This is a genomic window from Pseudoalteromonas sp. DY56-GL79 (genome assembly GCF_041414765.1).
Taxonomy (GTDB): domain Bacteria; phylum Pseudomonadota; class Gammaproteobacteria; order Enterobacterales; family Alteromonadaceae; genus Pseudoalteromonas; species Pseudoalteromonas piscicida.
In genome coordinates this window covers 42,368-58,919 of sequence record NZ_JANHZS010000024.1, presented here as the reverse complement: position 1 = coordinate 58,919, position 16,552 = coordinate 42,368, and the positions used below count along the sequence as shown (strand labels likewise).

The 16,552-nt window shown below is 43.3% G+C and carries 13 protein-coding genes; 6 read left to right on the top strand and 7 right to left on the bottom strand.

Annotated features, from left to right (window positions below; translation table 11 throughout):
* Positions 1 to 15: 15 nt before the first annotated feature.
* The 6 genes from NO992_RS17305 to NO992_RS17280 form a co-directional block, all read right to left on the bottom strand.
* Complete coding sequence (locus tag NO992_RS17305) at positions 16 to 756, bottom strand: reprolysin-like metallopeptidase (protein WP_039495419.1); 741 nt, start codon at positions 754 to 756, stop codon at positions 16 to 18.
* Between the two features lie 15 nt (positions 757 to 771).
* Positions 772 to 1,473, bottom strand: a complete 702-nt coding sequence (locus NO992_RS17300; protein WP_010376083.1) for a hypothetical protein — start codon at positions 1,471 to 1,473, stop codon at positions 772 to 774.
* Between the two features lie 334 nt (positions 1,474 to 1,807).
* Complete coding sequence (locus NO992_RS17295) at positions 1,808 to 2,401, bottom strand: 1-acyl-sn-glycerol-3-phosphate acyltransferase (RefSeq protein ID WP_308375416.1); 594 nt, start codon at positions 2,399 to 2,401, stop codon at positions 1,808 to 1,810.
* 238 nt (positions 2,402 to 2,639) lie between these two features.
* On the bottom strand, positions 2,640 to 3,527 hold the full coding sequence (locus tag NO992_RS17290) for a hypothetical protein (protein WP_211856880.1): 888 nt from the start codon (positions 3,525 to 3,527) through the stop codon (positions 2,640 to 2,642).
* 110 nt (positions 3,528 to 3,637) lie between these two features.
* Positions 3,638 to 4,126 carry a DUF6702 family protein gene (locus NO992_RS17285; RefSeq protein WP_371379290.1) on the bottom strand — a complete coding sequence of 163 codons (489 nt, stop codon included), beginning with the start codon at positions 4,124 to 4,126 and terminating at the stop codon, positions 3,638 to 3,640.
* Positions 4,126 to 6,549, bottom strand: a complete 2,424-nt coding sequence (locus NO992_RS17280) for a M1 family metallopeptidase (protein WP_371379287.1) — start codon at positions 6,547 to 6,549, stop codon at positions 4,126 to 4,128. The genes NO992_RS17285 and NO992_RS17280 overlap by 1 nt, the downstream gene beginning before the upstream one ends.
* Positions 6,550 to 7,008: 459 nt before the next feature.
* On the opposite strand from NO992_RS17280, the gene NO992_RS17275 reads away from it, so the two are divergent.
* The 4 genes from NO992_RS17275 to NO992_RS17260 all read left to right on the top strand — a co-directional run bounded on the left by NO992_RS17275 (position 7,009) and on the right by NO992_RS17260 (position 12,869).
* Positions 7,009 to 7,248, top strand: a complete 240-nt coding sequence (locus tag NO992_RS17275; RefSeq protein WP_010376069.1) for a hypothetical protein — start codon at positions 7,009 to 7,011, stop codon at positions 7,246 to 7,248.
* Positions 7,249 to 7,329: 81 nt separating this feature from the next.
* A complete protein-coding gene (locus NO992_RS17270) occupies positions 7,330 to 8,529 on the top strand; it encodes an exonuclease subunit SbcD (protein ID WP_010605594.1) in 1,200 nt (399 codons plus the stop codon).
* Positions 8,530 to 8,533: 4 nt separating this feature from the next.
* Complete coding sequence (locus tag NO992_RS17265) at positions 8,534 to 12,193, top strand: AAA family ATPase (protein WP_371379282.1); 3,660 nt, start codon at positions 8,534 to 8,536, stop codon at positions 12,191 to 12,193.
* A 10-nt stretch (positions 12,194 to 12,203) separates the two neighbouring features.
* Complete coding sequence (locus tag NO992_RS17260; protein ID WP_069021006.1) at positions 12,204 to 12,869, top strand: class I SAM-dependent methyltransferase; 666 nt, start codon at positions 12,204 to 12,206, stop codon at positions 12,867 to 12,869.
* 296 nt (positions 12,870 to 13,165) lie between these two features.
* On the opposite strand, the gene NO992_RS17255 is transcribed toward NO992_RS17260, so the two are convergent.
* Entirely contained in the window at positions 13,166 to 13,708 is a 543-nt protein-coding gene (locus NO992_RS17255) for a hypothetical protein (protein ID WP_371379384.1), read from the bottom strand.
* 174 nt (positions 13,709 to 13,882) lie between these two features.
* Here NO992_RS17255 and NO992_RS17250 point away from each other — a divergent pair, with 174 nt between their 5' ends.
* Together NO992_RS17250 and NO992_RS17245 are read left to right on the top strand one after the other, a co-directional pair.
* Positions 13,883 to 14,419, top strand: coding sequence for a lipocalin family protein (locus NO992_RS17250; RefSeq protein WP_371379279.1), 537 nt, complete (start codon positions 13,883 to 13,885; stop codon positions 14,417 to 14,419).
* Between the two features lie 196 nt (positions 14,420 to 14,615).
* Positions 14,616 to 16,535 (top strand): alkaline phosphatase PhoX, encoded by a 1,920-nt coding sequence (locus tag NO992_RS17245; RefSeq protein ID WP_017216939.1) that lies wholly within the window; start codon positions 14,616 to 14,618, stop codon positions 16,533 to 16,535.
* The last annotated feature ends 17 nt before the right edge of the window (positions 16,536 to 16,552 follow it).

The following is a 16,552-nucleotide window of genomic DNA, read 5'->3' as shown; positions in this document are numbered from 1 at the left end:
TTGAACGTCAAGCGATTACTTGAAGTTTGCGATGCTCGTTTTAGTCGCATCTACCGTTTTCCAAGCATATGATTGACCAACTACACCGTAAGGCACACCGCCAAGAGACCAGTTCGGGTTAGCGAAGTAGTCGTACTGTGTTGCATTACCAAATACATGTGGATAGGCCATGATACTGGCGAAGTTGTCTTGTACGCCGTGGCCCATACCGTCAACGTATACACCACCGCTGGTGTCACCTTGTTTGCGTGAATGCGCTAGACCTTGGTTGTGACCAAGCTCATGAACAAATGTTGTTGCACCACAATCGATACCTGTAATGCTGAACATACGGTTGCTCATGCTTGAATATAGGTTGCCATTGCTACCTTGACCTACCCAAGCTAGACCACATGTGATGTAGTTACCATTGCGCTCACCTGTACCAAGTACTGCAACCATATCTGCACGCCAAGTATTACGTAGGTTAGCTACATAGCTGCTGTTAGTCACAGAATCTAACCAAGCACTCGTTGGTGTGATGTTGTAGTTACCTAAATTTTGCGTGCCTGCAAGACGTAGTTGCAGATCGATACCATTTTGGCTGTAAACTTGGTTTGTAAACGCAATCAACTGATTGATTTTAGTGTTAATGTTTGATGTAGCAGCCGCTGACTGATCAGTATAAAGAATGCCGATATCAACGGTGACTGCTGATGCGCTTGCAGATAGAGCGAGTGCTGTTGCCAGCGATGCTGCCTTTACTGTTGTATTCATTGTTTTTCCTTTCTTTTAGTTAACGTTACTTTTGGGTTGAAAAATATCTTCCTTCACAGACACTGAGTTACGTTCTGTTTCGTCATGACTATCATGCGGATGCAGTTCTTCTTCTTTGTGAGAGCGATATAAGTCTCGCTTGGCTGCGATCCAGCCAAATTGGTCTTTTGATTCGAATACATAGTTGCCGCTTGGCGCGGTGAGTTGACCATATACGGCGTCTTTTCCTACCGTCAAAACGGTGGTATGGAAACGACCATCAGCACCTGTGACCTTACCAAAGACGCTTTTATCGCCGTTTTCTGCTAAGGATATGCCGGTCACTTCTGCTACAAATGACTCTTGTGTTTGCGGAATAAGCAATTCAAAGTTATCGCCGCCTTCTAATTTTCTGAGTGTAGGTAAGTCAAATTCAATATAAGCTTCATTGTTTAAGTCTTGTGGTAACACCTTTGCGGCTGACAGCACGGCTTTTGCTTTATTCGATACCTTATTCACCGCATAAAAGTCACTGCTTTTTTGTATTGGCGCTGCTGTGATGGTGACTTGCTTAGAACCTTGTTCAAGCGTATCAAGCTCTAGGGTCGCCTTCGACTCATCTTCTGTGTTGTTCGAAACTTGAATTACATTTGCATGTGAAAGTTGAGCTTCAGGCATCATTTTCCAAAAAGCAATTCCAATAAAACCAACAAGTAATGCAACAATGAGCAATCGCATAATCCACCACGAATACGTTAATAAGTGGTGAAATACTATTCATTTTGCGGGTTTGTGATCAACTTTTAATTTACCAAGTGTTTTCATCTGGATTCATTAAAATTAAATATCTTCATGATATATATGTATAAATCTCATTAACAAATCTTTACAATGTGGTGTGGTTAAATGTGTTAAGTAGTGGAGTTGTCAAACTAATGTAACTAAAGTGTGTCTTTTTAAAGTGATTGATTAGATTGACTTTATTTTTTCAATTAGTGGCATTATTTATCTGTTAGTCTCTATCTAGTTGATTTGTATATTTAAAGTTTTCAGCTTTAGTTGACGCTTTTATTCATAGTCCTGATGCGTGTTCAGGGTATTTTGCCATTTGTTTTGAAAACTGTTGTTTGACTTGGTGAAGTAACTGATCGGGAGTGAGCTCTGTAGTATTGTTAATCGCCGGCATAACAACAAAAGTTTTACTACGGTAGTCTATTGCCATAGGCACAATGGGGACTTCGGCGGATTGTGCTATGTAGATAAAACCTTTTTTCCATTCTGAGGTGTATTTACGAGTCCCTTCTGGGGCTAGGCCCAAAATTAATTGGTCGTTGGCATTGAAGATATCGCGAACCTGCGTGACCATACCATGAGGTGTATCTCGCCTAACCGGAATACCGCCCCATTTACGTAATAGCCAGCCAAATGGTGGGATAAAAATGGTGTGCTTGCCTAAAAAACGAATTTCAACATCAAGTGCAAGCTTGACAGCAATGCCAATAAAGAAATCCCAGTTTGATGTATGCGGCGCGACGGCTGCTACGAATTTGTCTTCACTTGGGAAAGTGCCAGCTATCCTCCATCCCATCATCTTAAGCATCAAGTTTCCAAGTTTTCGACCAATAGGGCTGTTCGAGCGTGGGATATTAGGTGGAATATTGATCAAGGTATCGGCCTTCTTTGTTTTTATTATTTATTGATGGTGAATTTATTTTAGTTGACAACTTTAGGTAGCCAGCGCTGGTGTACGATACCATCGTGTAAAATGAACTACTGAATAGGCAGAGAAATCTACAAAAGCATGATTGAACTAATGTCGATCCGTTACTGCTGTATCCCCGCCCCAGATTAATTAACCAAAGCCGATAATTCAAGTTTCAATAGCTTGTCGCTCTGAGCTAGGTTTAGTTGGGTGATATGCACTGGTGGATAGGTTGCCAAGTATATTTGGGGTTAAACAGGGTATCCCTTGTGTGGCCACTCAAGTTTGGGTTTTGCAGTTTTAATGCTTTTCTCTCTTCAAATTTAGCTTTTGCAATGGCTTCACGAGTAATTGGGTGATTGAAAAACAGTTTATCAAACGAGCCGTCTTCTATTGCTTTGTTGAGGCCATAGGTAAGGCGCTCCTTGAGTCGACGGTTGTTTTTATTGACGAAAAAATACATGGCGGTGGGATAACAAAATGCGAACTTGGACTCTACCACTGCACTATTCATACTTTGTAACTCCGTCCATGGTTCGTGAAGCGCACGAGGAAAGAGCTCAAAGCGCTTTTCTTCTAGCATTTTAGGTAATAGGGCTGCCATGCTAGTAACTACAACAAAGCCATTTTTTTCGTAGATTGAGGTATCAGGCCAATCGATACCACTGCCAAGCGTGAAGCTCATTAATTGGGCGGGTGAGTTAAGTAGGGAGAGTCTTTCCTCGGTATCTTTATGGATAAGAAATAAACGCGCCCCCATCATCCCTTTAAGTAACGGCACATATACCGTTGCTAAACTTTTTTCCCGTTGGATTGACGTCATGCTCCAGTGAACATCTAAAAGCTTCCCTTGCTCCAAAATTTCTAAGGTGCGTCCTTGGGGGGTGTGATCGAAAGAGTTTTCAATGAGTTGGTAAGCGCCGTATTTATCGCGGCTCTTATTTAGAGCCAGTCTTAACAGCGCGATGTAGTAGTCTTGTTTGGGATCGGCAAATTCTTTAGAGATGTTATAGCGCACAAGATCACTTGCACAGACGCTATATGACGTTAGTAATATGAAGGTTAAAACCAGCTTTATTGAGGCTATCATTCCTTTTCCTCGTCGCGCGTTCACAATGTATGCTTTAACTTTAGCGCAGAACATGAGTTGATAAAGTAAAAAGGCACCGAGTGCCTTTTTACTTTAGCGAATTAGATAACCTAAAACGTAACGCTTAGCCAATCATCATTGCCATCAAAGTGCAGCGACCTGACTTTTCCTTTGCCTTCGAAGTTTACTAAATTGACTTGTTCTGACCACACATCTCTGAGTGCATTGTGACGCATTTTAAGCTCTGTTATTGGTGAGAACAGCGGGGTTTCTTGATATACCCAAAAGAATTGGCCATCGATTTCCGCACCAACCAAATTTAAAGGCAGCACTTTCCCTGCGCCTGTTTTTATTTCAACGTGCTTACTGACATAATTCGCAAAGCTTGCTCTATCAGCAGCGTTGTTAAAGATGTCGGCATTGTGACTCAATAGGCTCTCTATCGCATGCTCAGTATCATGGAGATAAAATCTGTGCATGATCTCGATATTGCCACTGCGTTCGTTAAATAACACGGTGGTGATCGCTGCTTTTAATTGGTGCGCCTGACAAAGCGGCGAAATCAGCACCAGTAAACAGGCTAAGCGCCAGGTTTTCATTAGTTATCCTTTTTCTCTTCAAGAGGTTTTAGCTCGGCTTTTACGTCTTGCATGATATCGCGATACACTTTACCTTCTCGCTCTTTCTTTTTATAGAGCTCTAGGCGAGATTCTATAATGCGTCTTGGGTAATGGTTATTCTCAATATCAACGTCAGCAGTTTCCCATCGCGGATCAACGGTCACAGACGCAAGCGGCTTATCTTTATCCGTAATAATTAGCTTGCTGACGTTACGGGCATTGCGCCGCCAAATCTCGGCAGGGATAGTCCGCTCTTCTTTGCTACCATCTTGGTACGTGAGCTCAAGTAAGATTGGCATCACGAGTCCGCCGACATTGCTAAACTTAAGCACGTAATAGTTTTTGTCTTCTTTTACCGCGCGCTCAAGGGTACGTTTTTCCCAAGGTTTAAGCTCAGATAAAAACTCACGATACTCATTTCGTTCTTCATTGGTTACCGTAAACTGGTCATTACTATCGTAAAAGTCTGTTATGTCTTGGTTTTTATCAATCCAAAGTGCGCGCCCTTGTTCTTGATTACGCTTGACGAATAACGACATTGGTTTGTTCTTTTCAAACTCACGTAGACGGCCAAAGTCGATGTCTGGGTTTTTGGTGTCTAACCGCAATTGATAGATTTTATCTAGTGAGATATCGACATGATCTGTGCTGTAAAACCAGCCACGCCAGAACCAATCTAAATCGACTCCAGAGGCTTCCTCCATTGTTCTAAAAAAGTCGGCAGGCGTTGGGCGCTTATATTTCCAGCGTAGGGCATATTCTTTAAATGCAAAATCGAATAGCTCACGGCCTAAAATCACCTCGCGCAGAATGTTAAGAGCCGCAGCTGGCTTAGTGTAGGCATTTGGACCTAAGTGCAATACGCTGTCTGATTGCGTCATGATTGGAGACTGATCTTCAGATTTCATGTAGGCAGCAACATCTCTTGGCTCAACGCCCCAAGGAATGGTGGGATCCCATTCGCGGCCAGCAACGCCATCTAAAAAGCTATTGAGGCCCTCATCCATCCATGTCCACTGGCGCTCGTCTGAGTTGACTATCATAGGGAAGTAGATGTGCCCTACTTCGTGAATGACAACGCCGATTAAAAAACGTTTCTCGGCCAGTGAATAGGTGCGAGAGCCATCATCTTGCAATTTCGTACGAGGACCATTGAAAGTGATCATCGGATATTCCATCCCACCGACAGGACCATTTACCGACTGCGCGGTTGGATAGGGGTAATCAAACGAGAAGCGTGAATAGACTTCCATGGTATGAATAACGGCTTCGGTGGAGTATTTTTTCCACAAGTCACCCCCCTCTTTGGGGAAAAATGACATGGCCATCACGAGAGGCTGCTCGTCACCACCTTGCTGATAGCCTTTAGCATCCCACATAAATTTACGTGATGAAGCCCAAGCAAAATCGCGCACATTTTTGGCCTTAAAGCGCCACGTTTTAGTGTCATCTGTGCCGGCTTTTTCGTTTTCTAGCGCTTCTTCTTCAGTAACGATGAATACCGGGCGTTTTGCTGTTTTTGCTTGCGCTAGTCTGTCACGCTGGGTTTTGCTCAGAACTTGCTTTGGGTTATCTAACTCACCGGTTGCAGAAACGATATGATCGGCCGGCACCGTGATTTCAACATCGTAGTCACCAAATTCAAGCGTGAACTCACCACTGCCAAGAAACGCCTTGTTGGTCCAAGCTTCATAGTCTGTATACGCCGTTAGACGAGGGAACCATTGCGCGAGCAAAAAGATGTCATTACCATCTGTTTCAAAGTGCTCATAACCCGAACGTGCGCCAACCGCATCTTCTTCAACAATATTAAAGGCGAAGTCCATGCTAAATTGCAGATCTTTACCTGATTTGAGCGGTTCGTTTAGGTCAACACGCATCATGGTATCAACAATCGTGATCTTGAGCGGTTTACCGCGACCGTCCTTGACATTATTAATGACAAAACCAAGTTCTGTGTCATCCATAAACTGCTGACGTCTGAGTTGATTTAGTGAAATTTTTGCATGTTTTGTAACCGGATTACTCTGTAATTCGTTCCCAAAAGTTGCAGTGCGTTCAGCAATTGAATCATTTTTGAAGATATTTTGGTCTAATTGTAGCCATAAATATTTGAGGGTGTGAGGAGAGTTATTTTTGTAATGTATGGTCTGCGTAGCGGTTAACCTTTTGGCTTTCTCGTCCAAGTTTACATCAATATCATAATCCACCTTTTGTTGCCAATAACGCTCTCCGGGCTCACCGGCTGCGCTGCGGTAGATATTAGGGGTCGGTAAAGTCTCATCTAATTGGCGAAACTTATCTTCAAAATGCCCTTTGGTTTGCGAAATGGCGCTGGCGTGTGCGACACCGGATAGCGCTAGTGCAACCAATAAAGGCATGGCTGGTGTTGATTTTTTCATTGTTATTTCCCATTTTATCGTGCCAAAGCATTGACCAATAAACATTTTTATTTCAGTTTTTGCTCGGAGTGAGTAGAGGGGATTTGCATGGTGACAAAGGAAGACAAATAAAACCTTCTACGTGTCAATAAACTGACAAATAAAAACACATAAATCAAAGTTTTGAGATAAAGTAACAAGATTTAGGCACGACTGAAATTACGCTGTTTTGAGTGTTTTTTAATCTGTTGTTTTTGATAGAAAAAATACAATGCTCAAAAAAATTAATTTGTATGCCAAAAAGGTATTTTGCTGGGTTATTGTCTACATTTTATAAATAAATAAAGAAAACAAAATTAGTTGTTGATATTGACCCAAGTTTGTCTTTAAAATCGCGCACTTTACAATCTATGGGTAAAACTGGCGTTAGTTTTGCTCTGTACTAAATACCCGTTTAGCGAATCAAATGTGGTGGGCAGTATGGATTTCTACATACTAAAAAAACAAGAGAAGTTTGTTGCAATTCCTGCAGACGAACAAAACTGTAAAGATTATTTAGATGACGGCTATTTTTATGTTGATAAAGTAGCTGCCTGTAACGAGAAATCGGCGATTAAACGCGTGCAAGATAAGCATAGTCGTGTTTTCAAGTTACCTGCTAAATTCTTTTTACTGGCATTACCTATAATCATTTTTGCTTGGTGGCAGTTGACTCACTAAGCTGTTAAAGCGTCAATATTCACAAGACGAATATTGCTCGACGATGCTATATTAGCGTTTCTATAGGAAAAGGAACGCTAAATGAAGGTTTTACACACGTCTGACTGGCACTTAGGGCAATCGTTTTACGAGCATGATCGCAGTGAAGAGCATCAGCTGTTTTTAGACTGGCTATGCGATGCGCTGGTTGAACAGCAAATTGATGTACTGTTGATCAGCGGTGATATTTTTCATACCGCAACACCGCCCGCGAGTGCTGAAAAGCAACTGTATACCTTTATCCAGAAAGCATCTCAACTGTGCCCTCAGCTGCACATTATTCTGATTGCAGGCAACCACGATTCCGCTAATCGCATTGAAACCGCAAAACCGCTCTTAACCTTATTCAACACCCATGTTATTGGACGCTTTAACAAGCAAGCGCCTGAACAAGTTGTTATCGATTTACCCATCGCAGCGCAGCATATGCATGTTGTGGCAATGCCATTTTTGCGCAGTGCTGATTTACCAAAACCGCTAGATGACGAGTTTGACTATCAAACCGGGGTACAATTAGCTTATCAGCATGCGCTAAGCACGATAGAAGAAGTGAAAGGTCCTATTGTGCTAATGGGGCATCTGCACGCCAAAGGTGGAACGATTTCTGAAGATTCTGAGCGTAACCTCAACATTGGCGGCTTCGATGCGGTGTCTGCCGGCGTGTTTGGCGAGCAGTTTGACTATGTTGCGCTAGGCCATTTACATAAAGCGCAAACCGTCGCTAAGCAAAGTGCTATCAGATACTGCGGCACACCTTTGCCAATGTCATTTTCCGAACGCAATTATAAGCATCAGGTATTGCTCGCTGAATTTAATGAGCAAGGTCTGGTCGATGTAAACCCCCTTTACGTTCCCCGTTTTAAAGATGTGTTATATATCCCTGAAGATGGTGCAAAGCGCTTGGCTGAATTATGCGAAGCTATCGCGGCGCAGGATTTTAGCAAGTTCGATAGCGCTCCCTATGTTCGCTTAAAATTATCTGCAGCTGAAACCAATAGCCGCTTTCGAGCTGAGATTGATGAAGCGTTAAAAGGAAAGGATATTAAGTTTTGTGGTATTGAGCGGGTGTCTAAAGGCGCAGCTGCCAGTGAGTGGTTGTTTGAAGATTTGGGCAAAGTTGAATCGTTATCGCCCAATACCTTGTTGGATATTGCCTATCGCGAAATTGAACCTGAGCAGGAAAAAGCACCCGCGACATTACATGAAAAGTTAGCAGAAGTGATCGCGAGCATGGAGGAGTAGGGCGATGAAACTTGAAAAAATATTAATCACCAACCTTGCCTCTATAGAAAGTGCAGAAGTCGACTTTACTGCGGCACCACTCAAAGACACAGGTCTTTATGCCATTACTGGTGATACAGGGGCGGGAAAAAGCACTTTACTGGATGCGGTTTGTCTTGCATTTTATGGCAAAACCGCACGGTTAAAATCGGACGACAAAGAGAAAGTTGCCTTTAATGGCGATAATATTAAGTTAAACGACCCGCGAAACCTATTGCGTCGGGGTTGTGTTGCGGCATCTGCTAGCGTGGTTTTTATTGCTCAAGATAGCAAACGTTATCAAGCTATTTGGTCAGTAGAGCGCGCTAGAAAAAGCCCTAAAGGTAATTTGAAAACCGCCACTATTGAGTTGTTCAGCCTACCTGATATGACCCTAGTCTGTGAGAAGAAAAAAGAAACAGAACAAAAAATCGAACAGCTAGTCGGGCTTAACTTTGAACAGTTTACTCGAGCCGTGCTGCTTGCTCAGCATGAATTCTCCGCGTTTTTGAAGGCTGGGGGAGATGAACGGGCTCAGTTACTAGAATGTCTTACGGGTACCGAAAAGTTCAGCAATATCGGTAAAGCGGTTTTTGAAGCGCACAAACAAAAGAAAGTCGAGCTGCAATCCCTGCAAGATAGGCTAGGTCAAATTGTGCTCTTGTCACCAGAGCAGCTTGCAGAACTTGAAGCACAGAAGTTGGCGTTGATTAATACAAGAAATCGACAACAAGAGACAAGCACAAAGCTGCAAGCTCAGCTGCAATGGCTCGCGGATGTCGAGCTAAGAAAGCAAAAAATAGCTGAGGTGGAACACAGGCTAAAAACGCTTGAGCAGCAAATAGAAGAGGGGAAGCCACAGCAGGAATATGCGCATCAAGTCTTAAAAGCCAATGAGATGCGTGATAATCGTGAGCAGCATGAGCTGGCGGATAAGCGCGTTGCGCAGCTATCTCAAGAGCGGCTAGCACTGCAGCAACAAGATTTTGTATCCGCTATTGCAACACTAAAAGCAAAGCAGCAGCAACTGGAACAGCAGCTTATTACGCAGCAAACCAATTTTGTAAAGTTAGAAGCAAGCTTTAACACCATTCGTATATTGGATGAAAAGCTGAGCCTACACAAAGCGCAAGAACGAGAAACTAAGCCCTATCTTGATAAGCACGCTAATCTTATTGCGCAACATGAAGCTGCGATACAGAAGTATCAAGTACAACAAGGCGAGATCGCTACTGAATTACAGCAACTAGAGCATGAGCAAGCGAATTTGCACTCAGTTAGCAATATTGCTAGGCAATGGAGCGTGGTTCAACCTCAATTCGATGATCTGCAAAAGTACCAACAACAACGCAACGATCATGAAACCCAGTTGCAAAAATTACCGAACGAACAGCAAGCGCTAGGTACACAATTGAGCAAACATGAGGCTGAGGTACAGCACCTACAAAAGGTTTACGATACCGAAGCCAGCGTGCTCTCCGCGTTAAAAGAAGCACTCGCACCTTTGACTCAACAAGACCTAAATTTGGCATTGCAGGACTGGTCTCTATGCGTGCAAGCCTATCGTAGTATTGAAGAAGGGGATGCCTTGCTGCATCAGTTACGATCGCAACAAACTCAGCATCATATTGGCTTGGAAAGGCTTGAGATACTGATCCGAGATACCAAGCAGCAAGATGAGTTGTCTAAACAGCGTCTAGCCCTAACTCGTGATAACTTGGAGCAAGTGCAGTTACGCGCAAGTGAGCGGATCAGCGATTTACGTTCTCAACTGCGAGCAGGGCAAGAATGTATGGTGTGTGGCTCAAAAGAACATCCTTATGGTGTGGAGCATATCGATGCCCATTGGGAACAGTTACTATCGGATTTCCGGTCTCAGTATCAAGCTGCTGAGCAAGCTCGGGAACAGGTGTTGCAGCGTTATAACCAACAAGTCGGTGAAAAAGAGCGTGAAAATGCACTATGGCAGTCCGTCAGTCAGGAAATTGCTCACTGCACTAAGCAAATAAATGAGAATCGCGCTCGACTAGATACGTTAAATGATGAGTATAAAGTTGGCAGCGCTGAGCAAGCTGAATTGCAACTGGAGAATATACAGTCACGGCTAAATGAACTATCCAAGTTACGCAATGATATCGACCGCCAGTGGCAATCGGTTCAGCAGGCACAACAACACCTCGAGCAGGCTAAACATAAAGGGCAGGCACTTCAGCAGCAGCACCATGATTTAGGTAATCATATTGCCTTTTTGCGAACCGAATATGATCAGCTATCACAGACAGTGGATGCCTTACGCAGTCGGCTTGAAGCGTTAATTTCCGATAAGTCGTGGTGGCAAGACTTTGATTCATCTCCTCAAGCTGCCATCAGCCAACTTAAAACAGGGGTGCAAACTTGGCTAAAAACCACCGAGCGTACAGATGTATTAACGGCGAATAAAGTTCAGCTTGAGCATCAATTACATCTTGTCAGTCAACAAAAACAAGATGAGGCGCAGCGGCTTGAAGAATTAGAACATACGCTTATACAACATCAGCAGAATATTGAACGCCTCAATCACGAACGTGCTGAATACTTACCACAGCAGCACACCAGCTTGGATGATTGGATTGCAGAGCTTAAGCAGCAAGAACAGCAAAGCCGAGAGCAGATCACACAAACCCAGCTGGCGCTGAGCCAAACCGAAGCACAGCGTGAAAAGGCTCAGCACAGCCTGACGCAGCTAGAAAAGCAAATTGCCGAGCAAACATTGCGGTTGCAGCAACTTGATGTGCGCTTTGAACAATGGTTGCTCGACCAGCAGGGGCAGCTAGACAAAGTAAAAGTATTAGCATTACTTGAGGTTTCGTTAGATGAAGCTCGAGCGAATTTAGAAAAGTGTGCGCAAGTTCAGCAAGCTTTTCAAAACACTAAGCTGCAGCTTAGTCATCAGCGTGAAGAACTCAGCCAACTTGAAAGTAAATACCCTGATGGAGTTGATAGTGAACAAGTGAAACTAAGTCATGCCGAGACGACGCAAGCACTTGAGCAAACTCAAAATCAGTTGCTACAAGTGCAAAGTGCATTAGAGGTCGATGCTCAGAATAAACAACAATTCTCTTTGCAAGCGGCAAATCTCGCTCAGCAGCAACAAGACTACGAGCAATGGCATTTGTTAGATAAGCTATTAGGCGACGCAACAGGCAAAAAGCTGCGTAATTGGGCGCAAACACAAACGTTAAAAATCTTATTGCAGTATGCTAACCAGCAATTGCATACGCTTTCTAGACGTTATCTGCTTACCAATATTGAGCAGTCTTTAGAAATTGCGGTGATAGATAAAGACATGGCTGACGAACAACGTAGCGTCAACACCTTGTCTGGAGGAGAGTCCTTCTTGGTATCTTTATCTTTAGCACTTGGACTTGCTGCACTTTCATCAAATAAAGTGCAAATACATTCATTATTCATTGATGAAGGGTTTGGTACGTTAGACCCTGAGACGCTAGGTGTCGCGATTGATGCACTAGACGCGTTGCAATCACAAGGCCGCAAGGTTGGAGTGATCTCGCATGTTGCTCAGATGAGCGAGCGGATCGCCACCCGTATCCATGTGAATAAACAGCCGGGAGGCTACTCATCTTTAAATTTAGTACCACAAACATAAGGAAATTTGGATGCCGACTTTTACGGGCGAAGAAGCCCAAAACTACGACTCGAGGATCACAAAATTAGTGCCGGGCTATGCGTTAATTCACCAACTTACTGGGGCACAACTTTTAGCACTTTACCCAGATAGCGCAACCATTTTGGTTGTGGGTGCAGGGACAGGCAAAGAAATTGTAGAGCTTGCTCAGCTAAACCCGAGTTGGCGGTTTATAGCGCAAGATGTATCTGCTGATATGTTGGCAATTGCAGATCAGCATTTTACTAAGTTAGGCCTACAGGAGCGCGTGCAGATCCATCATGGCGCGATTTCACCACAGGCCTATCAAGCGGATGCGGTACTGTGCTTGCTGGTGATGCACTTTGTAAAAGATAACGGTGATAAAGCAAGCTTGTTTAAGCAAATGAGTGAGCAGCTAAAGTCGGATGGGCGTCTTTTTATTGCCGACTTAGAAAAACCTGCGACAAGCTTTGAACGTGAAGCGCAATTAATCGTTTGCAAACAACTTGGGCTGACTGATGTTGGCGAGCAGCGCATGAGGGTGAATTTAGAGCATGAATTTTACCCCGTGGATAAAATGCGCCTTGCTGAACTGCTAGACACCGCAGGTTTTGGCATCGCCAAACCTTTCTTTAAAGCCCTTGGCTTTGCGGGCTTTGTGGTAGATAAACAGTAGCTTTTTTTATCTAAATAACCTGATCTTCGGATAAATAAGCCAGGTCACGTTCGGGTTTGGCTTTTCCTTTCTTACTCTTTCAAAGTAGCTTGTATTAAGTTAGTAAAATAGTGATCTATACCTAGTCAATTGCTGTTCTGCTGCTGACGTCACCGCGCTTTATCTATCTATAACTTCTAAAAAGTTAGTAAAACTCTGATCTCAATGACTGTGATACGGAAGGTAGATCAGTATTTTACTTAGTAAAAATTTGATCTATTCACGAATTGGTATGCAGTTCAGTTGTCGCCTAATATCTAACCTTGTCTTATTATCCACGCTAACTTATTGATTTTTATATTACTAAGTTGGCGATAATCCAAAAATGGCGAAATGATAAGGCGCAAGTTATAGTCAACGGCGAACTCATCATCTAGCCAAATTAGATTGTTAGTAAAAATCTGATCTCTGAGCAATGATTTCGCGTAGGTGCGTCCTGCAATAATATGCCAATCGTATGTTTTTGCTGAAAAATCAGGCGTTGAGAAGAGCAGGGCTTCTTGACTTGAAGCTTGAAGTAATGCGCTATCACGATATGACTGCCAAGTTGAATAGTTAGTAATATCGTGATCTGGCAGCCTTGCAGCAAATAAGAACTTGGCAAAAACATTGAAGATTTTCCGCCAACCATTGCCGCAATGCGCATTAATATGTTCGATCTCCCTATTGGCTAACGCACTGACTTGCATCAAATTATTATAAGGTTCTATGCTTGGTGGATGTTCAATATAAAACGCAACTTTACCCGTTGCTACACCCAAACCATGAGTTAGTATTTTTTTGCTCTGTGCTGTATTCATCATACTTTGCTGCGATCTATTTATTTGCACGTAAGTTTAAAATAAATAAGGTGAAATTGGCATGGTAAGGGTCTCAATTTAAATTTTATTCTTACTAGGTAAAAATCGAACCTATCGTTAATCTTAGTGCTTGGTTACTACGTATGACATTAAGATGGAATATGGAGAACTTATATGAAAGTACGTCAGTTATTTTTCACGGTGATTTTGGTGTTTGTAGTTTCAGCATGCACAGGGCTGCCTGAGGGCATCAAACCAGTTAAAGACTTTAATGTTGAGCGTTACACAGGCACCTGGTATGAAATCGCGCGATTAGATCATTCATTTGAAAGGGGCATGCAGAATGTCACGGCGACGTATAGCCAAAATCCCGATGGTTCAATTAAAGTCGTCAATAAGGGATATGTAACAGAGGAAGGGGAATGGAAAGAAGCGATTGGCAAAGCTAAGTTTGTTGCAAATGATGAAATAGCGCATCTGAAAGTGTCATTTTTTGGTCCGTTTTATGGCAGTTATGTGGTATTCGAGTTAGATGAGGATTACCAATATGCATTTGTTACCAGCTACAACCGTGATTACCTTTGGTTGCTTTCTAGAGCACCTAAAGTGTCCGATACCGTAATGAACAAGTTTAAAACCATGTCAGAACAATATGGTTTTAACACCAATGAACTTATCTATATGAGACACAAACCCGTTCAAAAAGAATAGTGTAAACCCCCTTTACACTAAAGTTCCTTTTATGGGTATTTTAACTTACTAACAGAAGGGAGGCTGTATGTAGGTTGAGTCTAAGTGTCTTATTCCTGTAGGAAATGGTTAATAAATCATTCAGTCAACTGTAACAGGAACACTTCACACTGTTGCACGCTTTACAAAAAATAATACTTAGGAACTGGAGTAACTCATGAAGCGTGTAGCATATTCTCTTATTGCAGCGGCAGTTGCAATGGCACTTACAGCCTGTGATGGTGACGACGGAGCACAAGGTCCTGCGGGTCCTCAAGGTGAGCAGGGCACTGCTGGCCAAGATGGTGCAAACGGTACTAATGGCTCAAATGGTACAAACGGCACAAATGGACAAAATGGTACTGACGGCCAGGACGGTCAAAATGGACAAGACGGCCAAAATGGTCGTGATGGTAGTTACAGCGTACCTGGCCTTGTTCGCATCGCAACCGTCCCAGCTGGTGCTGAAGTAACAGGTCTATTTCTTTCTGAAGGGGGTGACTTGTTCTTCAATGTTCAGCACCCAAATGATACCAACACAGCTACTGATAAGTTCAATAGCAAGCCATTCAATACGGGTACTGTCGGTGTACTAACCGGTGTGAACTTTAATAATCTACCTGCAAATATCCCAAGCGCGCCAGTTCCTGCTTCGACCATGGAACAACAAACCGTGATTTCTGCAATTGGTCAATATCAAATTCTAGGCCAAACAGGTGATACATTTGCAAACCTTGGCACTAAGGGGTTAGCGGGTGGCTTGGGTGTACATTACAGCATCTCAACTGGTGAAGAAATCATTAAAAATGATAACCCTGATTTCAATGGTTATATTCCAGTCGATGCAAACACAGGTTACCTATTCACAAATTGGGAAGCGTACCCAGGTGGTGTCAGTCGTTTGAAAATGAGTAAAGCGACAACGGGTAAATGGTCAATCGAAGAAGCCATGATGGTAGACTTCGACGGTGTTAAAGGCACTGCTGCTAACTGCTTTGGTTCAGTATCACCTTGGGGCACACCGCTGACTTCGGAAGAATGGATTGTCTGGTCGGCTGTGGATACTACTCAAGATCCCCAGTGGAATAATCCTGCTGAAACAGGTAACGACACAATGGAAGCGTTAATGGCACCTGATTTCCCTAACCCTTATCGCTACGGTTACATTGCAGAAATCAAAAATCCTACAACCGAAACGCCTGATGTTGTAAAACACTTTACAATCGGTCGTTATGAGCATGAAAACTCAGTTGTAATGCCTGACCGTCGTACTGTCTATTCCTCACAAGATGATACCGGTGGCGTATTATTTAAATTTGTTGCAGATCAACCAGAAGACTTAAGTGCAGGTACCCTATACGCAGCAAAGCTAACTCAAGATGCAGGCCTTACCGATCCGGCTGTAACTGGCTTTGACATTAGCTGGGTTGAGCTTGGTAGCGGCAGTAATGCACAGATTGAAACTTGGGTGGCCGAATACGACGGCATCAATGAGACTGACTATGTTGAAGGTCAAACAAGCTATCTGTCTGTTGCTGATGTAAAAGCGTGGGCAGAAGGTGCTGCTACTTATCCAACAGTTGCAAACGGTGGCGGTAAAGTAACGGCAGGTAAAGCGATGGACAACCGCGCTATCTTCCTAGAGTCTCGTCAGGCTGCACGCCAAAAAGGCGCTACGGCTGAATGGCGTAAACTTGAAGGCTTAAGCATCAACCATAACCGCGTACTTGAGGCGGTAACTGGTCAAGATGTTGTGGCCGGTGAGGTGGTAGATAAAGCCTATATGTATATTGGCATCTCTGATATCGACAACACCATGATTGATGGCGAAGGTGACATGCAGCTTTCTGCGCGTGTTAAAGATTGTGGCGGTGTATACCGTGCTCATATCGATAACAACTATAACTTAACTCGCATTGAACCGGTTGTCATGGGTGCAACTTACCGCTCGTCACTAACTGGCGCTGAGCGTTGTGACGTCAATCAGCTTTCGCAGCCTGATAACGTAATCGTAATGGAAGATGGTCGCATCATCATTGGTGAAGATGGCTTCCAAGAAAACAACACGCTTTGGCTTTATGACCCTAAAGCAAAATAATTAAGCAAGTAGCAGCG